General features: G+C 45.7%; 21 protein-coding genes and 1 tRNA gene. 21 read left to right on the top strand and 1 reads right to left on the bottom strand.

The genetic code is table 11. The features are described 5' to 3' along the window. The first annotated feature begins 331 nt into the window (after positions 1-331). Positions 332-919, top strand: coding sequence for a YrbL family protein (locus BZG25_RS10365; protein ID WP_077639049.1), 588 nt, complete (start codon positions 332-334; stop codon positions 917-919). A 298-nt stretch (positions 920-1,217) separates the two neighbouring features. On the opposite strand, the gene BZG25_RS10360 is transcribed toward BZG25_RS10365, so the two are convergent. Then, the gene (locus tag BZG25_RS10360) at positions 1,218-1,790 is read right to left on the bottom strand and encodes a UPF0149 family protein (protein WP_077639048.1); all 573 of its coding nucleotides are present in this window, start codon (positions 1,788-1,790) and stop codon (positions 1,218-1,220) included. A 286-nt stretch (positions 1,791-2,076) separates the two neighbouring features. Here BZG25_RS10360 and BZG25_RS10355 point away from each other — a divergent pair. The 20 genes from BZG25_RS10355 (at position 2,077) to BZG25_RS16210 (ending at position 24,237) form a co-directional block, all read left to right on the top strand. Beyond that, positions 2,077-2,164 (top strand) — tRNA-Ser (locus tag BZG25_RS10355). A gap of 165 nt (positions 2,165-2,329) precedes the next feature. Continuing rightward, complete coding sequence (locus BZG25_RS10350) at positions 2,330-5,893, top strand: AAA domain-containing protein (protein WP_077639047.1); 3,564 nt, start codon at positions 2,330-2,332, stop codon at positions 5,891-5,893. Between the two features lie 208 nt (positions 5,894-6,101). Continuing rightward, the gene (locus tag BZG25_RS16065; protein WP_077578121.1) at positions 6,102-6,872 is read left to right on the top strand and encodes a Wzz/FepE/Etk N-terminal domain-containing protein; all 771 of its coding nucleotides are present in this window, start codon (positions 6,102-6,104) and stop codon (positions 6,870-6,872) included. 144 nt (positions 6,873-7,016) lie between these two features. Continuing rightward, positions 7,017-8,183 (top strand): nucleotide sugar dehydrogenase, encoded by a 1,167-nt coding sequence (locus tag BZG25_RS10340; protein ID WP_077578122.1) that lies wholly within the window; start codon positions 7,017-7,019, stop codon positions 8,181-8,183. A 453-nt stretch (positions 8,184-8,636) separates the two neighbouring features. Then, complete coding sequence (locus tag BZG25_RS10335; protein WP_077578123.1) at positions 8,637-9,569, top strand: alpha/beta hydrolase; 933 nt, start codon at positions 8,637-8,639, stop codon at positions 9,567-9,569. Positions 9,570-9,619: 50 nt separating this feature from the next. After that, complete coding sequence (locus tag BZG25_RS10330) at positions 9,620-10,969, top strand: MBL fold metallo-hydrolase RNA specificity domain-containing protein (protein ID WP_077639046.1); 1,350 nt, start codon at positions 9,620-9,622, stop codon at positions 10,967-10,969. A gap of 208 nt (positions 10,970-11,177) precedes the next feature. Further along, positions 11,178-12,968: an ABC transporter ATP-binding protein gene (locus BZG25_RS10325; RefSeq protein WP_077578125.1), complete on the top strand. Its 1,791-nt coding sequence runs from the start codon at positions 11,178-11,180 to the stop codon at positions 12,966-12,968. Positions 12,969-12,976: 8 nt separating this feature from the next. Further along, positions 12,977-14,167: a UDP-N-acetylglucosamine 4,6-dehydratase gene (locus BZG25_RS10320; RefSeq protein WP_077578126.1), complete on the top strand. Its 1,191-nt coding sequence runs from the start codon at positions 12,977-12,979 to the stop codon at positions 14,165-14,167. Positions 14,168-14,175: 8 nt separating this feature from the next. After that, entirely contained in the window at positions 14,176-15,324 is a 1,149-nt protein-coding gene (locus BZG25_RS10315) for a LegC family aminotransferase (RefSeq protein WP_077578127.1), read from the top strand. A 32-nt stretch (positions 15,325-15,356) separates the two neighbouring features. Beyond that, entirely contained in the window at positions 15,357-15,779 is a 423-nt protein-coding gene (locus tag BZG25_RS10310) for a MaoC family dehydratase (protein WP_077578128.1), read from the top strand. A 12-nt stretch (positions 15,780-15,791) separates the two neighbouring features. After that, the gene (locus tag BZG25_RS10305) at positions 15,792-16,613 is read left to right on the top strand and encodes a GNAT family N-acetyltransferase (protein WP_077578129.1); all 822 of its coding nucleotides are present in this window, start codon (positions 15,792-15,794) and stop codon (positions 16,611-16,613) included. Then, entirely contained in the window at positions 16,613-17,764 is a 1,152-nt protein-coding gene (neuC, locus tag BZG25_RS10300; RefSeq protein ID WP_077639045.1) for a UDP-N-acetylglucosamine 2-epimerase, read from the top strand. The genes BZG25_RS10305 and neuC overlap by 1 nt, the downstream gene beginning before the upstream one ends. Then, positions 17,754-18,431 carry a PIG-L deacetylase family protein gene (locus BZG25_RS10295; RefSeq protein WP_077639044.1) on the top strand — a complete coding sequence of 226 codons (678 nt, stop codon included), beginning with the start codon at positions 17,754-17,756 and terminating at the stop codon, positions 18,429-18,431. The genes neuC and BZG25_RS10295 overlap by 11 nt, the downstream gene beginning before the upstream one ends. Further along, the gene (gene neuB, locus BZG25_RS10290) at positions 18,428-19,501 is read left to right on the top strand and encodes an N-acetylneuraminate synthase (RefSeq protein WP_077578132.1); all 1,074 of its coding nucleotides are present in this window, start codon (positions 18,428-18,430) and stop codon (positions 19,499-19,501) included. Before BZG25_RS10295 ends, neuB begins: the two co-directional genes overlap by 4 nt. Then, on the top strand, positions 19,491-20,138 hold the full coding sequence (locus BZG25_RS10285) for an acetyltransferase (RefSeq protein ID WP_241828694.1): 648 nt from the start codon (positions 19,491-19,493) through the stop codon (positions 20,136-20,138). Before neuB ends, BZG25_RS10285 begins: the two co-directional genes overlap by 11 nt. A 10-nt stretch (positions 20,139-20,148) precedes the next feature. After that, a complete protein-coding gene (locus BZG25_RS10280; protein ID WP_077578134.1) occupies positions 20,149-21,207 on the top strand; it encodes a nucleotidyltransferase family protein in 1,059 nt (352 codons plus the stop codon). Next, positions 21,207-22,202 (top strand): Gfo/Idh/MocA family protein, encoded by a 996-nt coding sequence (locus BZG25_RS10275; protein ID WP_077639043.1) that lies wholly within the window; start codon positions 21,207-21,209, stop codon positions 22,200-22,202. Before BZG25_RS10280 ends, BZG25_RS10275 begins: the two co-directional genes overlap by 1 nt. A 7-nt stretch (positions 22,203-22,209) precedes the next feature. Further along, positions 22,210-22,899 (top strand): cytidylyltransferase domain-containing protein, encoded by a 690-nt coding sequence (locus BZG25_RS10270; RefSeq protein ID WP_077578136.1) that lies wholly within the window; start codon positions 22,210-22,212, stop codon positions 22,897-22,899. Then, on the top strand, positions 22,899-23,672 hold the full coding sequence (locus tag BZG25_RS10265; RefSeq protein WP_077639042.1) for an oxidoreductase: 774 nt from the start codon (positions 22,899-22,901) through the stop codon (positions 23,670-23,672). The genes BZG25_RS10270 and BZG25_RS10265 overlap by 1 nt, the downstream gene beginning before the upstream one ends. A gap of 1 nt (position 23,673) precedes the next feature. Next, positions 23,674-24,237, top strand: a complete 564-nt coding sequence (locus tag BZG25_RS16210) for a DapH/DapD/GlmU-related protein (protein WP_077639041.1) — start codon at positions 23,674-23,676, stop codon at positions 24,235-24,237. Positions 24,238-24,292 lie beyond the last annotated feature (55 nt).

Here is a 24,292-nt window from a genome sequence, read left to right as displayed (position 1 = left end):
CCCGGGGCTTGTGTCACCTACGCCAATGGGATCATCGATATATAAACCAAGCGTAGGTCGGACAAGCGCCGGTGCGGTGTTAATCATGAATACCCAAGCTAAAGCGCGCCTCCGACATGAGCGGTTATACTTGGCACTGATCGTGACAGGCGCCCACCGCCATCAGTCTGCGTGCGCTCCCCACGCCCTAACAACCCTCTCGTGAACGCTTAGTCCTTCCTGTGAGAAATGGCCGGAAATAATCTGACATACATTTGACTGTCTGATGACAGATCGATAATCTTCATGTTTGCTTTTTTAGACGAAAAGAATAATAAACTGGCTAGAGACAATGATCTATTTACAGAACCATAAGCCAATTGGCAGCGGACAGACGCGAGACTGTTACCTACATCCCCACGACCCAACAAAGTGCATTAAAATCATGAAAGCGAACCAGCCGAGTGATGTGAACGCAAGGGAGTGGGACTATTATCAGTATCTAATCAAGAAGCATGTAGATACCAGCCATTTACCGCAATGTTATGGATTTATCGATACAGATTTAGGCGAAGGGTTAGTCTTTGATTTTGTTGGCAATAGCGAAAATGAAACCTTTTTAAGCCTGTTGGAGAAGGGCAAGCTATCTCGAGAAAAGGCATCAAAGACCTTTAATGAGCTACTGCAGTATCTGAAAGAGACGAATATCTGCTTTATTGATACAAACCTTAATAACGTCATTATTCAGTCGAATCAGTTTTTTATCATTGACGGCATTGTTCCCCCTAAAGAAAAACGCGCTTGGCTATATCAAAAGGTACCACTAATCAGTCGTTGGCGAACGCAAAAGTCGCTTAAGCCCGCCAAAAGAAAGCTTGAAAAGCTGCTCAACGGCGAGTCATTGGATAGTACGGAATGTAGTGATACTGAAACCGCGTGAGTCAACCAGTGTCCCATTGGCAACTTGCGTATACGCAACATCATGCCGGAACTATTTTCGTCCCCTAACAAACCAGCAAAACATAAACCAGGCGTAGGTCGGACAAGCGCCAGCACAATGCCAATCATTATCACGATGTGTGCCGCGCGCCCGTTGCACGGCGCCTCCGACATGAAAGCCAAATTTGGCGCCGATGTTAAATTTGGCACTGATCGTGACAGGCGCCCGTTGGCAATCTACACCTATCCAACATCGTGCAGGGGCTTGTGTCACCTACGCCAATGGCACCACCGGTTATTTACTCCGCATCTTCCGCCAACGCCGCGCCGTGGAGGCTTAAACCACACAACATGGTAGGCATGGCGTTAAAGATTTCCTCAAACTGTGCCAGCTCTTCCGCGCCTTGCGCTTCCATGGTGGAAAGCGCGGTTTCTGGGTCGTAAAGCAAGCTAATAGACAGCACTACGCCGCCGAGTAGGGCATTACCGTCAGTGTTTTCCGGCATCAGCGTTTCCCAGTCATCACGGGTCAGGCTCCAGCCTTGCAACAATCCTTCGGCGAAATCGCGCGTCGCTTGGTTGACAATCTCAGCGTCATCCAGCAAACAGCCTTCCGGCCATTGCCAGGTTTTCTCCAACAACTGCTGACGCTGTTCATTCCAAATATCCACAATCAGATTGGCGTACTGCTCAAACTGCTCATGGCTCTCAAACGGCGCTTGTTCCTCGCCACCCCACATCACAGGAAGCCACTCGCTAGGGCTAATAACATGAGGCGCGGCCGCCATCGCGGTGACCACACCACGGGTTTGCATTTCGTTAAGTAGCTGCTCGCTATCGGCATGCTGGGTGAGAAAGTCTGATAACGTCATAACACTCTTATTTGTATTTTGAACAATGCCATGAGTTTAACAGCTTTCAGGTGTGGTTGCTTCCATCGCTCGTACACTGTTGCTCAACACGTTGGCGACTGAATCGGGTGGAGTTAGCTCAGTTTTTCCAGACATAGCGATGCTTTTGGTGATGGAATAGCCATTTAAACCCAAAGCCATCACCAACAGCTTGACCGCAAAGCGGCAACTCTCTATAGTACGCCCCGTTAACGCGACAGCGGGTAGGTTAGACCACTCAATAAATAGCTCGCGTAACACACAACATGGTGAGGTGTCCGAGTGGCTGAAGGAGCACGCCTGGAAAGCGTGTATACGGCAACGTATCGAGGGTTCGAATCCCTCTCTCACCGCCATCGTTAAAAAAAACCGCCTTCGTGGCGGTTTTTTGCTATGTATTGCTCACCGAACGATGATCTCAAACCATTTTCACCCTCACAGCCATTGTCCAAGTTGCTTTTATCCCTTATCTAAAAACGCTAACCTAGTCGCAGTTAAATTTGAGATATAAGCAATAAAGCATGGAATGGATGAAGTGGGCCGCGTATTGGCGTAACTGTTTAGCGGATGCTGACAGTACCAAGGGATTTTTTAACCGAAAGGAGTTAGCACAAAAACGTAATATCTCTTCCTCCTCATTAGTAGAAGGCTGCCTGAGCTCAGAAGAAAATGACGGTGAATTATTCAGCAATGAACCGGCGGATACCATTGCGGTTAAAGCGCATATATGGACGTTTGCGTTTGTTAAAAGGAATATCATCGAGCACGGGAAGCAGAAAAACAGCGCCTTACCGTATTATATCGCGCCGATTATTTGCCCCGTGTGGATAACGCGATCAGGCCGACTCTATCCCGCGTCTGCGCCTTTCGTCTCCCGTGACACCCTTGCGCCTCAGCATCAAGACGTGATAACCGTGTCAACCGTTGAACAGGTCGATCACTTTTTATCTAACGCGTCGATACAGTGCTTAACAGAGTCTGATGTTGAGGAGTTGGAGCGTGATAACCCAGAACAGCACGCGATAGTATGGGATCAGGCGTATAACACGGCGCGGGATCTATACGCCTCCGTCTGCAAAGCCTACTTAGACGAAAGGGGCTTTAAAGACTTGTATGAAGTGTCACCCGACGGTGCTTATCTAGAAAAAATTGAAACGTCAGGTAGCGCATTTCATATCATCAATGCGTATGACTTGATTCGTGAAAACAAGCCGACATTGCCGCTACTCAATACCTACGCCACCTACACGTGCAATAACAGACGGCCATGTGAAGATTATGCCACGTCGATAAGTACGAGAATTGCGCATTCCGGTGATGCATTTCCCCTTGCCGATGCGCAACGTGATGCCCTGACCAGCACGCTAGCGATTGAATCAGCCAATATGCTAGCCATCAATGGTCCTCCAGGGACGGGCAAAACCACGTTTGTGCTCTCGACTGTGGCATCCTTGTGGGCTAAAGCAGCGTTAGAAGACAGTGAGCCGCCTATTATTGTTGCCGCATCGACCAATAACCAAGCGGTCACCAATATTATTGAAGCGTTTGGTAAAGACTTCGGTGAAGGTGACGGTCCGATGGCGGGGCGGTGGCTGCCCGGTATCGTAAGCTACGGTGGTTATCTGCCAGCAAAGTCAAAACAACAAGAAGCGGATCAGTTCTATCAAACGGATGCCTTTTATAATGGCCTAGAAAACAAAGATACCCTGTATAGCGCTACACATTACTTGATTGATAGAGCACGTCAGGCTTTTCCGAGCCTTGCCTTGAGTGATGAACCAAAAGAAGCGCTAAAAGAGATAAAACAGCAATTGCACGGCAAGCTGCAAACTGCGATGAACCAACTACAAAACGTACAACAAGGTTGGCTCGACTACGACAAGCAGCGGCAGGTATATCACCAGCAATTAGGTAGCGATCCAGCCGCAGTGATAGCTGCACATGAAACTGAGTTAGCAGAGCTTCAAGCGGCTAGCCAAACCCTAAAGGGAAGCCTGAATCAGTGGCGTTTTTTCTTATCACAAGAATCACTAATCGAATCTACGCTCGCGTTTTTACCCGCCGTAAAAAGAAAGCGCCATGCTAGCTATGCGCACTTTGTTGATACCCAGCTTTGTGATACCGCGCAGGCGCTGTGCCGAGAGTATGGTATCGATCGATTTGAAGCCGCTCTCAATCAGGCATTTGCAAAGCAAGAAAAACAGCGAGAAGCGAAAAAGCAACAGCTTGATGCGTTGTATGACTGTCAGCAGCAGTACCTGACGTACCAGCAAAAGTGGATGGGTATCTGTAATATGTTGTTTGACACATACAGTGCTCCGCCGCCGAGTGGCAAAGATCAGATTGTCGACATTGATACCATGGACAAGTGGTTAGATACTCATGTCCGTTTTTTTGTTTTTCGAGTCACTGTCCACTATTGGGAGGTGAGATGGTTGTTAGCCTGCTACGCCTTGGGAAAAAATCTTGATAGCCAGGCGAAAAAAAGTGGCGAAAAAGCCAGCTTGGCGCGTTGGCGTCGACGCATGATGCTGACTCCCTGTATTGTCTCAACCTTTCATGCACTACCCTCTCACATGACAATAAAACGCCACAGTGCGGGAGAGTTTATAACTGATTATCTATTCAACAGTATTGACTGGTTGATTGTTGATGAGGCCGGGCAAGTTTCCCCAGAAGTAGCAGGGGCCAGTATGGCTTTTGCCAAAAGAGCGTTAGTGATTGGAGATACCCAACAAATTCAACCAGTGCGCTCACTCTCTTCCGTGGTTGATCAGGGGAACCTGTTCAGTGCTGGTTTACAGGCGCTGGCGGATGACTACGAAGAAACCGAAGAAATAGCACGCTTGGTTACGCAAGGCAGTGTGATGCACGTGGCGCAACAGGCAAGTCATATCCATTATCACTCAGACGCAGAGCCAGGGATGTTACTTAGAGAGCATCGGCGCTGTTATGACGATATTATCGAATATTGTAATCGGCTGTGTTACAACGGCTTACTCTTACCCAAGCGCGGCCCGGCTGAACACTCAGAAGAAACGAATAGTGAACGGTTTCCGGCATTGGGCTATGCCCACGTTGACGGTGCCGCCATCCGAGAGGCAGGGAGCACGTCGAACCGTGTCGAGGCGATAGCCATTGCTCATTGGCTGCGAGACAACCGTGAGCAAATAGAAAGCCAATTTGGGGCTCCACTAGAACAAGCGGTTGGCGTGGTAACCCCCTTTAGAGCGCAAGTAGACGCCATTAAAGAAGCCTGTAAAGACAATGGCATTCTCTGTGAGGGGGACGAGAAAATGACAGTGGGCACCGTGCATTCATTGCAAGGTGCGGAGAAAAAACTCGTGATCTTTTCTCATGTATACAGCCGTCACTTGGACGGGCAGTTTATCGATACAGATGCCACCATGCTCAATGTGGCGGTCTCCCGTGCGAAAGACAGTTTTATTGTGTTTGCTGATATGCAAATGCTTACTCATGCACGCATGGGCTCACCACGCCACGTGTTGGGCGAGATGTTGCTATGGCGTGATAACAACGCGCTGACCGTTGCGCCAGTAGAAAGGCCTGATTTATTGCGCTTTAGCGATAAACCCAAAACCTTATGGAATGCGCAAGAACATGATCACTTCCTTATAACGTTACTCGCGCATGCCGAATCGCGGGTTGATATTATATCGCCTTGGCTGCAAGCGAGAACACTACAAGAAACGGGGTTAGATAACGCGATGCAGCAGGCAGTTGAACGTGGCGTGAAGGTGACGATTTACACAGACAGGCACTTCAACACCACACATAACAACCGGCATGATCCACAAAAGCGGCAACAACTCGACCAGTGTATCGAACGGCTACAGGCTCTCGATATTGAGGTTTATATTGTCGATGGGGTGCACAGCAAAATGGTGATGGCGGACGACAGCCACATGGCGGTTGGCTCCTACAACTGGCTCAGTGCTGCGAGGCAAGGGCGGTATTGCAACCTAGAAACCTCACTGTATTACTCGGGGCAGTTGCAAAAAGAGTGTCAATACAACCTAAACATGCTGGTGCCCGACACGACAGATAACCCCATGCCTGCATGAACTGTGGTTTAAAAGAGGTGTGCTTTTTTAAGCCAAGTGAGAAGAAATGAGAGCAAAATAATGGCTGCACACTTTTGCAACCTATACGTAAACGCTATCATAAGCGTCATCTGACTGTTCGAGCATAGCACTCAGGTAACACTGCCGACCGCTAGGGGTTAAACAATTGCTAACAAGCAAAAAATAAATAAACAATAGGGACAATAGAGTGAGCGATAAACAGCAACCTGCACAGCCTCAGTATGTGGCACCACCGTACTTTCAACAGCCCCACGATGATGAAATTGATCTCAGAGAGCTGTTTGCCGCTTTGTGGCAGGGAAAATGGTGGGTGATTGGCTTAAGTATGCTTTGTATGCTGGTGGCCGCGGCTTACGCATTTACTCAGCCCAATGTGTACAGTGCCCAAGCGACCATATCGGCAGTGGTGGATCCCTATGGACTTGCAAATAAAGAGAATGAACGCCTTGTTTATGTGAACCAAGAACTAGAAATCAATTTATTCTCACGGTCTGTCACCGAACGATTATCAGCTCTATCTGGCCAGCCAGTTAATGTCACTCATGAAGTGGCTAGAGGAGAGGAGGTGATTAAACTCTCTGCCGAGGGAACCGATCCTGCGAAAGTTTACCAGCAAGTCACGAGTGTGGCGCAATTTGCTAACCAAGCCTACAAAGCCCACCTTAGCGAAAAATTAAAGCACTCAGTTGATGTCTTAAAAGCCGAAATTCGTGACACAAGCGCTGCAACGATTAGTGCCTCTTTGAGCGACTATGCCGCTCAGCAAACCTATAAGCTGGCAATGCTTAATCATCCTTCGACACAATTAATACAAGTCGTGAAGCCAGCAACAGAGCCCACGTCACCGATAAAACCTAAACGCAAACTGATTACTGTTTTAGGCTTCTTGCTCGGTGGAATGCTGGGTGTGGCTATTGTACTCGTACGTTTTGCGTTTAAGCGAGAAGATACAGAGTAGTGCTTCTATGAGCGTCGATGATACCATCAACCTAGGTGGCATAAGCCCTGACTCGGCACATAGTTTGAATGTTTACTTATTGACGCCCAGGGAATTTTAGGCTCGCATGGCTTCTCTCCCAAAACATATACTTAGGAAAATCCAATGAAAATTGCCGTTGCTGGAACAGGTTATGTAGGCCTGTCAAACGCCATGTTACTGGCGCAACATAATGAAGTGGTTGCACTCGACATTGTGGAAGAAAAGGTCAGTCTTTTAAACAACCAGCAATCACCGATTGTCGATGCCGAAATAGAACAGTTTTTAGCAGAAAAACCACTAAACTTTACTGCTACCCTAGACAAAGAGCAGGCCTACCAAGGCGCGGACTTTGTGGTGATTGCCACCCCCACCGATTACGATCCTGAGACCAACTACTTTAATACCCGTTCAGTCGAGGCAGTGATTAAAGATGTGATGGCGATTAACCCGGAGGCGGTGATGGTAATTAAATCGACCGTGCCAGTCGGTTATACCGCAGACATTAAACGCAAAATGGGCTGCGAAAACATTCTCTTCTCGCCTGAGTTTTTACGCGAAGGAAAAGCGCTTTACGATAACCTGTATCCGTCTCGGATCATTGTCGGCGAGCAATCCGAGCGCGCGCGCCAATTTGCCACCTTGTTGCAACAAGGTGCAGTCAAATCGGGCATCTCCGTCTTGTTTACTCACTCTACCGAAGCTGAAGCGGTAAAACTTTTCTCCAACACCTACTTGGCGATGCGCGTTGCTTACTTTAATGAGTTGGATAGCTACGCCGAATCCCACGGTTTGGACGCACGCCAGATCATTGAAGGTGTAGGGCTAGACCCACGCATTGGCGACCACTACAATAATCCCTCGTTTGGCTACGGCGGTTACTGTTTGCCCAAAGACACCCGTCAACTACTCGCCAACTACCAAGACGTGCCCAACAACATTATTCAAGCCATTGTTGATGCCAACACCACCCGCAAAGACTTTATTGCTAATGCGATTATCAAGCGGGAGCCGAGAGTAGTAGGCGTATACCGCTTGGTAATGAAATCGGGCTCAGATAACTTCCGCGCTTCAGCCATTCAAGGGATCATGAAGCGGATCAAATCCAAAGGCATTGAAGTGGTGGTGTACGAGCCCGTGCTTGAAGAAAACACCTTCTTTAACTCAGACGTGATCAAAGACTTGGATACCTTCAAACAACGCGCCGATGTGATTGTCGCCAACCGCATGGTTGACGAGATCCGTGATGTAGAAAGCAAAGTCTACACCCGCGATTTGTTCGGCGCGGATTGATTTTTGGCACCACAAACTATACGTCGATGGTGCCATTGGCGTAGGTGACACAAGCCCCGGGACATTGTTGGATATGGGCACATTGCCAACGGGCGCCTATCACGATCGGCGCCAATTTTACCACTAATGTCGGATGACGCGCGGCGGAAATCCCCCCAAGCTTGCGCGACCGAGAAGGCGCTTATGCCGACCTACGCCTGGTTTATATTTCGACGATGCCGTTTACTCGTTCCCACGCTCCTGCGTGGGAATGCATACGGAATTTGAACCATGAACTGAAATCGTTACAAAACCACCAAGCCGCACTTCCTGCGCTTGGTTTATATATCGGCGATGTCATTGGCTGGGCTGACGCTTTTCGTCTTCTCCCTCGCAAAATCCTCTTAACACCATACAACGCAACCATCGATCTCGCGTAATCTCATCGCACATTCATAACCGATGGATGATGCCATGTTATTTATTACCAGCCGTATTCCCGAACAAGGGTCGACGAGTGAGGCTGGCCGCTGGCTCAGCTTTGATAACCAAAACACCGATATCTCGAAATGGGTGTATTTTTGCCAACGCGCCGGGCAGGGTGAATACCAAGAGATCACCGCAGAGCCGTTTATGGCCAAACTGAAAGCCTTGCCCACGCATACCCAGATACTCTTTTTGCTCCATGGTTATAACAACCAAATGGAAAGCCATATTTTCCCGATGGCGCAGACCTTACAACACCAATGTGATCGCCTGTCACCTAACGCCATACTGGTGGTGCCGATTATCTGGCCGTGTGATGAAGATGGCCGGCTTGGCGTTATTGATGACTACTGGGATGATCAACTTGCCGCCACCGCGTCCGGCTTGGCGTTTAGTCGTTTACTGGCGATGTTTGATAACTGGCGTCGCGCCCCTGAGCAACAAACTGAACCGTGCAAACGGCGCATGAACCTACTCGCGCACTCCATGGGGAATCGCACGCTCATCAGCACCTTTACCCACTGGCACCAACATGCCGGGCTCGACACCATGCCACAATGGTTTCGGCATATCTTTATGATGGCCGCCGATGTTGATAACCAAGCGCTAGAGCCGCACCAGCCAGGAAGAGCCGTCCTCGATGCCGCCAAACAAGTGCATATTTACTATGCCGCTGATGATTTAGCTATGGCCGCCTCAAAAGTGGTGAATGTACGTCACCGCACCGTCACCCGCCGCCTCGGTATGACCGGCCCTGAAAACCTTGACGCGCTTCCCGCCAACAAAGTGACGGTAACCGACTGCGACGCCTTTAACGACCACTTCGATCCCCTCTGGGGTCATACCTATTTTCTCACCGACGACACCGGTCACCCAAGCCCGTTGATAGAACAGATGATGAGTAAGATGGTAGGTACATAGATACCATGGGCGACGATGACAACATTTGAACCAACAACCTGGACGTGGCCATGCCTAACACCTCAATAGACAATAAAACCCTCACCGTCACCCACCATGGTGGCTATCAAACCGTGACTGGTTCGTGTCACCAAGTGAATATAAAACCAAGCGGCTTACGCTTGCTGATTGACTGCGGCCAATACCAAGGTGATGACGCTCGAGAGGCGAGGGTGAACTTTAATGGCAAACGCATTGACGCGCTGATCCTCACGCACGCTCATATCGACCACTGTGGCTTACTGCCATGGCTACTGGCGGGGGGCTTTAACGGCCCTATTTATTGCACTGAAGCCACCGCCGCCTTGGTGCCACTGTTAATTGACGACACTTTAAAACTGCAACTCAATATGGATTATGGCCATCGTCAGCGGGTACTAGAATGTATCCGCCAGTTGATGGTGACTCTGCCTTACAACAGCTGGCACCGGCTAAAGCCCAAGCAAAAAGGACAGCCTGCGACCTACTTGCGCTTGCAACCGGCCGGGCATATTTTGGGCTCGGCCTATGTCGAATTAAAACTGCCGGACCAACAAAGGGTGGTGTTCTCTGGCGATTTAGGGCCCAGTAACACGCCATTATTGCCCGACCCAACCCCGCCAAGTCGCGCCGATATCTTGTTTTTAGAGTCCACTTACGGCGATAAAACCCATGAGTCCGTCACTACTCGCGCACAGCGGCTAGAGGCTATTATTCAACGCTCACTCGAAGACGGTGGCGCGATATTGATCCCCGCATTCAGTATCGGCCGCACTCAAGAGCTATTATTTGATATTGAGCAGCTTATTCACCAAAAACAGCTTGATGATGCGTTCCCTATTATTCTCGACTCGCCCATGGCGCAAAAGGTGACGCGTCACTATCGCCAGTTTAAAAAGCTGTGGAGCAAAGAGGCCAAAACCAAACTCAACCAACACCGCCATCCGCTAGCCTTTGAGCAATGCATCACCATTGATGAACACAGTCAACATATGGCGTTGGTGAATCGCCTCAAACAAACCGGCGAGCCAGCCATTGTGGTCGCCGCCTCCGGTATGTGCCAAGGCGGACGCATCATGAACTACCTTGCCGCATTACTTGAAGACAAACGCACCGATGTGATTTTTGCCGGCTACCAAGCCCAACACACCCTCGGGCGAGAGTTACAACAAGGCAACAAAAAGGTGTGGATAGACAACACCCCAGTCAACGTTAACGCGCAAATCCACACCATCTCCGGCTACTCCGCCCACGCCGACCAAAACGACTTAGTGAGGTTTGTGCAAGGCATCCAACCACCTCCCAAGCAGATCCACTTAATCCACGGCGAACCCGAGACTCAGCAAGCATTGCGTACCAAGCTCAAGGAATTCGCGGATTAATGCCTAAAAACCCACCACACCGCCTGCGCAACCTCGACTTTTCGCCACTAAGCCTTTTGCCCACAAAAGTTAGCAGGTAAACTCAAAACCCATTAAAATGTACTGACCGTGCGCCTTGCACAGTCACACAAACTCTGACTATGCGCACAGGGGGAGCGACACCTCATGGCGGTAGCGTGGGTAGAGCCCGAAAGGTAACTGAATCTAAATGTATAACCGTTTAAAAACGCTGTTTAATCTACTAACGGCAGATCAACGTAAAAGACTTGTCCGGCTGCAAATATTGGTAGTGTTAATGGCTTTTGCCGAGCTAACAAGTGTAGTTGCTATTGGCCCTTTTATGGCTCTGGTTGGGGATATTGGGCAACTCCAAGGAGACGGGAAGCTCGCGCATCTATATCAATATAGCGGATTAGCTAGTCCAACCGATTTTATTTTTTGGGTGGGTGTTGCTGTTCTCGTATCTCTTACTATAGCGGCGATCATTTCTATGTATACCTCCTGGCGATTATCTCTCTATGCACAACAAGTTGGAGCTGAATTATCTGTGCGCCTTTATCGTTATTATATGAGTCAGTCTTGGCTGTTTCATGCAGGAGGAAGCAGCAGTCAGTTAACCAATAAAGTTGCGCAAGAGACAAACCGAATAACTCAAACTATTATTCAACCAACTATGCAGCTGGTCGCCAAGGCTGTACTCGCGATAGTTATGGCATCTGCGGTCTTTGTTTACAATCCATCAGTTGCTTTGGCTGGACTAGCTGTTTTTACTATAGCGTATATCATTCTCTATCGGACTGTGCGTAAAAAACTGTCCCAAAACGGTATTAATATCACCAGTGCCAACCGACAACGTTTCACCTTAATGAATGAGGGATTTGGCGGGATTAAAGATACGTTATTATTGGGTCGACAAACTGACTTTAATCAGCGTTACCAAAGTGCTAGTGAAAAGTTTGGCCATGCTCAAGGCGTTACCAAGGGGCTATCACAAGCACCGCGTTATGCGATGGAGCTGATCGCATTCGGTTCGGTGATTTTTCTGGTGCTTTATTTAGTCAAAACATACGACGGCAATCCAGGGCAAATTTTGCCCATCTTATCAGTATATGCTTTAGCCGGCTTCAAGTTGCTCCCTGCATTCCAGCAAATTTATACGGGGGTGGCACAAATTCGAGGTAATCTATCGGCGTTTGATAACCTCGAACAAGATCTTATTGCTAGCCAGTACGCGGCTGAAACTAGCTCGACACGTGACAAACTCAAACCTACACATCATGTTCAGCTGAATAATGTCACCTTTCAATATCCGAGTAAAGAAGATCCAGCCCTACAAGGACTATCATTAGAATTACCTGTAAATCAAGTGATTGGCTTAGTAGGGGCGTCAGGATCTGGTAAATCAACAGCGATTGACATTTTACTCGGCCTTATTGAGCCCAGCCAAGGTAGCTTAAAGGTCGATGGAAAGCCAATCACAGCCGAGAACGTGCGTGCATGGCAAAACAATATTGGCTTTGTTCCTCAGAGTATTTTTCTCTCCGATGCCACTATTCGTGAAAATATCGCCTTTGGCTTACCAGTTGACGAAATTGACGAACAGAAAGTTCGCAAAGCGGCTAAGATGGCGCATTTAGAAGAATTACTCGAGCAGCTGCCAAACGGTTTAGATACCCGAGTAGGGGAGCGCGGTGTGCAGTTGTCAGGCGGTCAGCGGCAACGAATTGGTATAGCGCGGGCGCTTTATGATGATGCAGATGTGTTAGTGCTTGATGAAGCAACCAGTGCGCTAGACGGCATTACTGAAAAGCTAGTGATGGATGCCATCCATGACTTTGCTGGCAATAAAACCATTATTATGATCGCTCACCGGCTCAGTACTGTTCAGCAGTGTGATTGTATTTATATGCTTGAACAGGGCAAAGTCATTGATCACGGTACGTATGCTGAACTTTACGAAAAAAATGCAATTTTCAAAAATATGGCAGCACATAGCTGAGGCATTGAATGGATAACATTTTACAACTCATCGGTCGTGAGGAAGCGCTTTTTTCCTCAGACATAGAAAGCGCAAGCGCTGAACTTGAGCGGATTGTCGCTTCATCGCGTTTTCTCGTTTTGGGTGGCGCAGGCTCGATTGGGCAAGCGGTCACTAAAGAAATCTTCAAGCGTCATCCTAAAAAGCTGCATGTTGTTGATATTAGTGAAAACAATCTGGTTGAGCTGGTAAGAGATGTGCGCAGTGCAATCGGCTATATCACCGGTGATTTCCAAACGTTCGCACTTGATATTGGCTCGCTGGAGTATGATGCATTTATTAAAGCTGACGGTCAGTACGACTACGTCTTGAACCTGTCGGCACTGAAGCATGTTCGGAGTGAAAAAGATCCTTTCACGTTGATGCGAATGATCGAAACTAACGTGTTTAACACCAATAAAACTGTTGATCAAGCGGCTAAAATGGGGGCAAAAAAATACTTTTGCGTTTCGACCGATAAGGCCGCCAACCCAGTTAATATGATGGGTGCATCAAAGCGTATTATGGAAATGTTCCTCATGCGTAGCAGTGAAAAGCTCCCCATTTCAACCGCACGCTTTGCCAACGTCGCATTTTCTGACGGTTCCCTGCTTCATGGCTTTAATCAGCGGTTGCTCAAAAAACAGCCCATTGTCGCCCCCAACGATATCAAGCGCTATTTCGTGACGCCGCAGGAGTCTGGTGAGCTTTGCTTAATGTCGTGCATTTTTGGTGAAAATCGCGACATCTTCTTCCCCAAGTTGAGTGAGTCTTTACACCTCATCTCTTTCGCCGATATCGCGGTTAAGTACCTAGAATATAGAGGCTATCAACCTCACTTGTGCGACAGTGAAGAAGAAGCGCGGGCGCTTGCGAAGACGCTTCCTGCACAAGGTAAATGGCCTTGCCTGTTTACTGAGAGCGACACCACGGGTGAGAAGGACTTTGAAGAGTTTTTCACTGATAACGAGACGCTAGATATGGCCCGTTTCCAACATCTGGGCATCATAAAAAATGAACCACATTATCAAAATGCGTTGTTAGCCCTTTTTGAAGAAGAGATCGGCGAGATGAAGCGACAACAGTCGTGGACGAAAGCGGACATTGTTGCCTTGTTTTTTAAGATGATCCCGGGCTTTGGGCATAAAGAAACAGGTAAATACTTAGATGGAAAAATGTAAGGTGCACCATGGCGTCTGATCAGTTAGTTGAGTTTGTGCGGGACCTCTACCAAACCAATGAATTTATTCCGCTTCATGCCCCGACATTTAATGGCAATGAAAAGGCCTATGTGGCCGACACTATCGACAGTACATTTGTCTCCAGTGTTGGTAAATATGTGACGCAATTCGAGGAGCGTGTCGCGTGTTTTACCGGGAGCCTCCGCGCTGTCGCAACGGTGAACGGTACCGCGGCGCTGCATACGGCATTGCATATTGCTGGCGTGACACGTGGCGATTTGGTGATCACGCAAGCCCTGACCTTTGTGGCAACCTGCAACGCCGTCTATCACATGGGCGCAGAGCCGTTATTTATTGATGTGTCTCCCGTTAGCTTAGGACTTTGTCCAAAAGCCATGGAGCACTACTTACAAGAACATGCTGAATTAACCGAGCAAGGCTGTATTCACCGAGAAACAAAACAGACCATTAAAGCGGCTGTGCCGATGCATACCTTTGGCCATCCCGTTGAGCTTGATGAGCTGGTGGCGGTGTGTGAAAAGTGGCACATCGCGCTAGTAGAGGATGCAGCGGAAAGTCTAGGCTCATACTACAAAGGTAGACATACTGGCACCTTTGGGCAGTGCAGTGCACTCAGCTTTAATGGCAACAAAATTATTACAACCGGTGGCGGGGGTATGGTGCTGTGCGCCGATGAGACTCTTGGCCAGCGCGCGAAGCATGTCACCACAACAGCCAAAGTGCCGCATCCTTATGAGTTTTATCACGACGAACCAGGGTTTAACTATCGGATGCCAAACTTGAACGCAGCACTAGGCTGCGCACAAATGGAAGTGTTAGAAAGCTATTTAGCCAAAAAACGGCAGCTTGCTCAGCAGTATCAAGCCTTTTTTGCCAATAGTGATGTAAGGTTTATTACTGAGCCTGCGTATGCCTCATCAAACTATTGGTTAAACGCGATTTTGTGTCCTGATCAGGAAACCCGAAATACATTGCTTTCTGAGACGAACGACGCTGGCGTAATGACACGGCCTATCTGGCAGTTAATGCACCGATTACCGATGTTTAAGCATGCGTTATGTGGCGATCTCACACAGTCAGAATTGATTGAAGCGCACCTGATTAATCTACCCAGTTTCCCAACATTTAGTGACTAAAGCACCAAAGAGCTAACAAAAGAGAGTAAATTATGTACATGTTGGAAGAGATTAAAGTTGGTATGGTTGAGTCCTATTCTCAGACAATATCAGAAGCTGATGTAAAGAACTTTGCAAATATTTCTGGTGATAGAAATCCAGTCCATATGGACGAGCTATATGCGGAAAAATCAAGGTTTGGGAAAAGAATTACACATGGAATGTTTAGTGTAAGTTTTTTTTCTGCTTTGTTTGGGATGAAACTTCCTGGTCCTGGCTGTGTATATGTTTCTCAAGACCTTAAGTTTAGAAAACCAGTTTATATAGGCGATACAGTTACGGCCTATGTAAAAGTTAAAGATATAGATTTAGAACGAAGGCGAGTCTATTTTGATACGTATTGCAAAGTCGGCAATTCTAAAGTGATTACTGGTAGTGCGGAAATATATATCCCGAATTTAAAAAAACAAAGTTAAAGAGTTCTGATTATGAAAGGTGAAATAGAATACATAGATGTTAATGACATAGATGTTCTGGTGAGTTTTTTTTCTCAAATTAAATCCCTTTTTTCTGAGTGTTTTGGAAAAGAGTTAGATAAAGAACTATGGGAGTGGGCATATCTGGATAACCCATGTGGGCCACCAATAGTTTCTCTAGCTGTGTTTCATGGAAAAGTTATTGGGCATTATGCTGTTATACCTCAGGTGCTAACAAATAAAGAAAAAAATCTCATTGGATATTTGTCAATGACAACGATGGTATCAACTGACTTTCGCCGGTTTGGCCTTTTCCAATTACTAGCCGAAAGAGTATATGGTAAGATTGAGACAAATAAAACTCCAAGCGTTGTGTATGGATTTCCAAACAATAATTCTATAGCAGGATTTAGGAAAAGGTTGGGGTGGATAGTACCTGATGAATATAAAGTAAGACAGGTTCATCCTAATGATTGGCATTCTCAATGCTCTCTTATACAGGAAGCAGAGATTGCAGGTTCATTTCAGCTTGATATGTCAGAAAAAAAAGTTAAAGAGTGGCGCTGTAATAAACCGAATCAAACTTGGGATATTCATTATGGAATTGGTGTAAAGAAAATAAATAATGCATATGATCTTATGTACTATGATACAGTTAATGATTTGTTTGGATTTCAACCAGACAAGCCTGTGAATATAATTTCACCATGTTCTGATATAAAGAATGAGGATGATATGGATGTATTATTTCCATATAGGTTTGGGTACCGAGCATTTAACATGGAGGATGAGATTTCTTTCAATGTTCAAATGTGTATGTCGGATGTTTTTTAATGAAGATCTTAGCAATAACATCAATTCGCTCCGAATATGACTTAATGAGTTATGTTTATAAGAAGCTAAACAAAGAGCCTGGTATAGAGCTCCGTCTTTTAGTGGGAGGTTGTCATAATTCACCATCGTTCGGCCTAACTGTGGAAGATATAAAGAGTGATGGCCTTAATATCCTATGTCAAATTGACAGCTTGGTTGACTCTGATTCTAATTCAGCTAGATTAAAAAGTGCCTCGATTTTATTACTGTCGAGTATTGATATAGTTAATTCATTTTCGCCAGATCTAATAATTTATGCTGGTGATAGAGAAGACGTTATGATAGGAGCTCTTCTTGGTGGCTATCTAGGAATTCCTACTATTCATTTTTTCGGTGGTGATCATGCATGTGATGGACATATAGATAATCCGATCCGACATGCGGTATCTAAATTGTCAACTTGCCATTTTGTTAGCATTATAGAGCATGAAAAAAGGCTGCTTAAGATAGGTGAGCCACCAAGCAGGATTTTTAACATTGGAAGTGTTGCATTAGATAAATTTAAAGAGGTACCTATTCGCGAAGATATATTAGAGGTTGTTGCAGGACATAGAGTTACAAGGCCGGCCGCTATTTTTATCTTTCATCCGGTTGATAGTGAAATAGAAATAGCTCCAAGCCTTGTCAACGATGTTATTTATGAGCTTGTTGAAAATGGTTATCATGTTTTTGTTGGTTTACCAAATAGTGATTTTGGTTATTCAGGGATTAGGGAAGCTCTTAAAAAGGTTTCTAACGACGTAAATGTTTCCTTGTACGGGAATTTACCGAGAGATTTATTTGTTCAGTTGTTTAAATGTTGTGATTTAATCATCGGGAATTCATCGGCGGGTATTCTTGAGGCTGCAAGCGTACCAGTTCCATGCATTAATATTGGCCTGAGGCAGCGTGGGCGTTTGACGGCGGGAAATGTTATTTTTACAGACTCTGATTTGCATCAAGTGAAAGATGCTCTCAAGAAAGTCAAAGACGAAAATTTCTTATCATTTATTCGCGGATTATCTAATCCTTATGGCGATGGACATGCGACGGATAAAGCTGTTGAACTTATAAAGACCATAGATTTTTCTACTTTATATAAAAAACATGAGGACCCACTGTATGTTGAATGATAAGGCGGTATTAATTGTTTCTCCTCATGCTGACGACGAAACATTAGGATGTGGGGGAACAATCCTAAAGCTAGTTGAGCAAGGCCATCAAGTTCATTGGCTACTTGTCACTGGAATGACTGCTGAGGCAGGGTTTTCAGACTCACAAATAAAAAAAAGAAAATCTGAAATACAAAAGGTTCATCAAAAATATGCATTCTCCGCTAGACATGAATTAGATTTTTCACCAGCAAAACTGGAGATGTTGTCCAAGAGTGACATCATTGGTCCTATAAGTCGTTTAATTAGTGAGATACGACCTGATATTGTATTTACTGTTTATCGCAACGACGCTCATAGTGATCATGAAATAGTGTTTGATGCTGTGATGTCAGCGACTAAATCATTCCGCTATCCTTTTATCAAAAAAGTTTTAGCGTATGAAACCATGTCGGAGACAGATTTTGGCACTAAGCCAGAAGATGGGGGATTTCGTCCCAATGTTTTTGTCGATATAACACCATATTTGCAGAAAAAGCTAGATATCCTAGAAATATTTGAATCTGAAGTGGCTGATTTTCCGTTTCCTCGCTCACGAAAAGCCCTTGAGTCTTTAGCTTGTGTACGCGGAACTCAATGTAATGCTGAAGCAGCAGAAGCCTTTATGTTAATCAAGGAGATTTTATGACGCTAATTATTGCCGAAGCGGGTGTCAATCATAATGGTGATGAAGCGCTAGCATTTCAACTCGTGGACGCTGCACACCAAGCCGGTGCAGACATTGTGAAGTTTCAAACCTTTAAAGCAAAAAGTCTCGTGACAGAGCATGCTGTGCAGGCTGACTATCAAGTCGCTAATATAAAGAAGGAAGAGTCGCAACTTTCTATGTTGAGCCGGCTTGAACTTTCCTATGCAGCCCATCACCAGTTAGTTCAGCATTGCAAATCGTTGGGTATCGAGTTTCTTTCGACGGCATTTGATTCTGAAAGTTTGGATTTTCTTGTCAATGACATCTGTTTAAAGCGGCTCAAGTTACCCTCTGGTGAATTAACAAATGCGCCACTGGTGCTGGAGCATGCGCGGACCGGTTGTGATCTGATTGTTTCAACCGGCATGTCAACTTTATCGGAGGTTGAGATGGCGCTGGGCGTGATTGCGTTTGGTTATACTGCACCCACTGATACCATTCCATCGCTAACGGCTTTTCAGCAGGCTTATGCGTCAGAAGCAGGGCAGAAGGCGCTGAGGGAGAAAGTGACTATTTTACATTGCACCACTGAATATCCTGCACCGGTAACGGAAATTAATCTCAGAGCAATGGATACTCTCGGTCATGCCTTTGGATTATCGGCTGGCTATTCTGACCACAGTGAAGGGATTACGATTCCGATTGCTGCCGCTGCACGTGGTGCAGTATTGATCGAAAAGCATTTTACCTTAGATAGAAATATGGAAGGCCCCGATCATAAAGCGTCTTTGGAGCCGCATGAGCTTGGTAATATGGTTGATGCTATCCGAAATGTCGAAGCGGCACTTGGCACAGGGGTTAAGTCTCCTACCGTGTCGGAGTCCAAAAATAAAGCGGTCGCGCGAAAAAGCTTGGTGGCGAGCCAAGCTATATCGGCGGGTGATGCTTTTAGTTCAGGCAATGTCACCATCAAGCGCCCTGGTACGGGTCTATCCCCCTATCGATATTGGGACTTGCTCGATTGCGAGGCAAGTCAAGATTACCAGCCCGGAGATTTGATTGTTGAATAAAAAGAAACCACTTATCATGATTGGTGGTGGCGGGCATGCAAGTGTTTTAGCTGACATATTAATGGGGCAAGGGCGTGAAATTATCGCAGTGATCAGTCCCGATGACGTAAGCGAACGGCCAATTTTTGATGGTGTTGCGTATTTTCAGAGTGACGATGCCATCGATAAGTTTTCAGCTGCGGATATAAAACTGGTTAACGGTATTGGTTTTTTGCCTCGATCGCCGCTACGTCAAAAGTTATACCAGCGTTACACCGCGCAAGGGTATGAATTTGAAACGGTCATCGCTAATGATGCGTACATTTCCCCATACGCAAGCATCGCGTCAGGTGCGCAGATTTTAACCAGAGGAGTTGTTCAAACAGGCGCGACGATCGGCGAGAACACGATCATTAACACGGGCGCGCTAGTTGAACATGATTGTTACATATCGGCACATAACCACATTGCGCCAAATGCGGTTCTATGTGGGCAAGTGACTACCGATGAGGGCGTTTTTATCGGTGCTAACGCGACGGTTTTGCAAAATATTAGTATTAAAAATGATGCAATTGTCGCTGCGGGGGCGACCTTGACGATGTGCTTGGATAAAGAAGCCACACATTACCCTATTCGAAGCACTGAAAAGTACACGTAAAAGGTTCTTTATGAGTTATCGCTGGCAAAATACCCTTATATCAACAAACAGCACAATCAAAGACGCATTACAAATCATCGATAGCGAAGCGCTACGTGTTGCCTTAGTTGTAGAAGCTAATAACCGCCTTGTGGGTGTCATTACGGATGGTGACATTCGTCGCGGGTTACTCAAAAATGTCACCTTGGATTCCTTGGTCACGGCAGTCATGAATCCATCACCGACAACAGCACCTATCTCAACGCCACGCGCTGAATTAGAAGCAATAATGCAAGAGAAAGGGATTTTGTCAATCCCGTTGCTGAATAGTGAAGAGCAGCTAGTTGATTTAGCGTTACTCAATGCTCCACAAAAGCCTGTTTATCAAAATCCTGTTTTTATTATGGCCGGGGGGTTTGGCACGCGCTTAAAACCTTTAACCGATGATTGCCCAAAACCGATGTTAAAAGTGGGTGATAAGCCTATTTTGGAAACTGTCATCCGTAATTTTGCGAAAGCGGGCTTTGTTAACTTCTATATATCGACTCATTACATGCCAGAGCGGATCAGCGCGCACTTTGGCGATGGTAAGTGGTTAGGGGTGGATATCACTTATGTCCACGAGGAGTCACCTTTGGGGACTGGAGGCGCATTAGGTTTACTTCCAAATAACTTACCTAACGACCTTCCGCTGATTATGATCAATGGTGATGTATTGACCAATGTGGACTTTGAGCGACTGTTAGCGTTCCATAATGACAACAACGCCGATGCGACCATGTGTGTGAGGGAGTACGAATACCAAATTCCCTATGGTGTTATCGAAGGTGAGCATTGCAAGGTGACGAGTATGGTCGAAAAGCCCGTTCAGCGCTTTTTCGTCAATGCGGGCATTTATGTTGTGGCACCTCATGTGGTTCAATCAGTTCCGAAAAATCAACATATCGATATGCCTACTCTTTTAGAGCAACATATGGAAGAGAACAATCAAGTTTATATGTTTCCAATTCACGAGTATTGGTTAGATATTGGACGGATGGATGATTTTAATCGTGCACAAGTGGATATTCAGACCATAGGATTAGATTAATGGAACGCATTGCAGTTATTGGTTTGGGTAATATCGCTATCCGTCATCGCCGAAATTTAAAACAGCTTTTTCCGAATGCAAAGCTCTATGCGATGTCAGCCAGTGGCAGGATACCACAAGAGCCTGTGAATGATGCTGATCATATAGTCGCTTCTATCGATGCTTTAATTGAACAGCAACCTCAATTAGTGATTGTTGCTTCACCCGCGACTTTTCATGCCTTACATGCAACTCCCCTCATTAAAGTTGGAATCCCTATCCTTATTGAGAAGCCAGTGACGTCAAATCTTGATGATCTAAAGCAACTAGAAGAAGCTGCGAATCAAAATAAGACACCATTAGCAGTCGGTTTCTGTATGCGCTATTTGTCTTCTGCTGTTGAGATGAAAAGATTGCTTGACTCTGGCATCTTGGGCCAGCTCTATCATGCTCATATCGAGGTTGGCCAATATTTACCAGATTGGCGTCCAAACAAAGATTACCGAGAAAGTGTCTCTGCAAGGTCAGACTTAGGTGGTGGTGCATTACTTGAGCTTAGTCATGAATTAGATTATGCCCAATGGTTACTTGGCAAACTTACATTAGAGCACGCGATTTTACGTCGTAGTGACGAGTTAGGGTTAGACGTTGAAGACAGTGCCGATATGTTGCTTAGCACTGACCAACAAGCGGTTGTACATCTTCACCTAGATTTTTTACAGCGTAAACCGTATCGACAGTGTCGCTTTGTTGGTAGCAAAGGTGTACTAGAGTGGGATTTAATTGGCAATGAAATCCGCCTCGTCTCTACTCAAGGCGATCAGGTGCTATATAGCGAGCCAACGTGGGACAAAAATAAAATGTATACAACAATGGTCTCTGATTTTATTCGGTTGATTAACGACAAACCTAATCACGCCGTCTCTTTTACCGAGGCTGCACAAAGTATCACTTTGATCGAACAAATAAAACGACGTTATCCAATTACTGTAACGTCAGATGAGATAACAGGATAATTATCTAATGACAAATCATGCTTTCATTTTTGCTCGAGGCGGTTCTAAAGGGTTGCCGGGCAAAAATATTAGGCCATTGGCAGGTAAGCCTTTGATCCAGTATTCAATTGATGTTGCACTAGCTGCTCCGTCGATTGACCAAGTATTTGTCTCTACCGATGATGCTGAGATTGCTGAAGTAGCTAAAAAAGGCGGTGCAATTGTCATTGACCGCCCTAAGGTACTGGCAAATGACACGAGCCCAGAATGGCTTTCCTGGCGTCATGCGATAGAATGGGTCAATGAGCACCATGGCGAATTTAAAGGTTTTGTTAGCTTACCGGCAACCAGTCCGTTAAGAAGCATTGACGATGTCGAAAATGCAATCACTAAACGTGTAACCGAAAAAGCCAATATGTGTATCTCCGTTACACCAGCTAGCCGGAGTCCGTTTTTTAATATGGTCAAGCAGACAGGCTCAGGGATGGTAGAACTCGTTAACAAACCAATTAGTGACGTAACTCGTCGACAAGATGCGCCTGAGGTATTTGATATCACCACAGTTGCTTATGTTTCTACTCCCGACTTTGTTCTGAATAACTACGGCATTTTTTCTGGTACTGTAACCAGTATTGAAGTACCTAAAGAGCGAGCTGTAGATATCGATGATATTTACGATTTTATGTTGGCAGAAGTCATTATGGGGGCTAGCAAATAATGGAAAACCTATTGAGCAATAAAACTATTTTGGTTGTTGGTGCTGGTGGGCTCTTGGGTAGTCATTTAGTCCCGGCCTTACTTAAACAAAATGCAACAGTTATCGCGGCGGACATTAGCCTAGATCCAATGCGTGAACGTTTAGCTGCGTTAGGCGTTAACACTCTAGAGGGAAAGCTCACTTTTAGTGAATTAGATATCACGAATGAAGCAAGTGTGAAACGCTTTTTTGAAGAACAGGATGATCAGATAGACGGTGCCGTCAACACCACATACCCGCGCAATAAAACCTATGGTAAGCATTTTTTTGATGTGAGTTTGGATAGTTTTAACGAGAATTTGTCTCTACATCTGGGGAGTGCATTTCTTTTTACTCAGCAATGTGCTGCATATTTCAAGCGTGAACAAAATCCTTTTTCTTTAGTGAATATTTCATCCATTTACGGTGTAGTAGCTCCAAAGTTTGAAATATACAAAAATACAAATATGACGACGCCAGTAGAGTATGCTGCAATAAAATCGGCGATTTTACATCTTAATAAGTATGTAGCTTCTTACGTTAATGATAGTCGCTTTCGAATTAACAGTGTCAGCCCTGGTGGGATTTTTGATCACCAACCAGAAGTGTTTTTACAAGCATACAAGAATAAAACGTATGGAGCTGGTATGCTAGATGTAGAAAAAACCTTAGGGCCTATACTGTTTTTGCTTTCGGAACAGTCAACCAATGTAACTGGTCAAAATCTTATAGTTGATGATGGGTTTAGTATCTAATATGTTTAAACGAATAATCTTTTGGTTAAAAGAAGATAGGTTAGGCCCTGATATGCCATTAACACATTTCTTGCTCCATTCAATTAAGCTTCAATATTGGCTGTGTAAGCATAAGTTTGGAAAGTTTGGTAAAGATGCAGAGTTTAGGCCAGGGGCTTATGCAGTGTGCGCAAGCCAAATATTTATAGGCTCACGAGTAACTATCAGGCCCCAAAGTATGTTATTTGCTTCCAAAGATACATGTATACATAGAGAACATATAACTATTGAAGACGATGTGCTAATTGGTAGTGGTGTTCACATTTACGTTTCGAACCACAAGTTTGATGAGCCGAATCAAGTCATATCGAATCAGGGCCACCAAGAAGTCAAGCCAGTGATATTAAGAAAAGGTTGTTGGGTAGGAGCCAACTCAATAATACTTCCGGGTGTGGAAATAGGACAAAATGCAGTAGTTGGTGCCGGTAGTGTTGTTACAAAAAGCATTCCTAGTTTTTGCGTTTCAGCTGGCAATCCCTGCAAAGTTAAAAAAAGCTGTAATACATCTGAACTAAGGTTACTTTAAATATACGATGTTTGTTGAAAAACTACTGTAGATGTGTAGAGAGTCAAGGTTAAAT

The sequence above is a fragment of the Salinivibrio sp. ML198 genome, from assembly GCF_001996015.1.
GTDB lineage: Bacteria > Pseudomonadota > Gammaproteobacteria > Enterobacterales > Vibrionaceae > Salinivibrio > Salinivibrio siamensis.
Note: the sequence above shows the minus strand (reverse complement) of the source record. Positions and strands in the feature narration are given on the sequence as shown.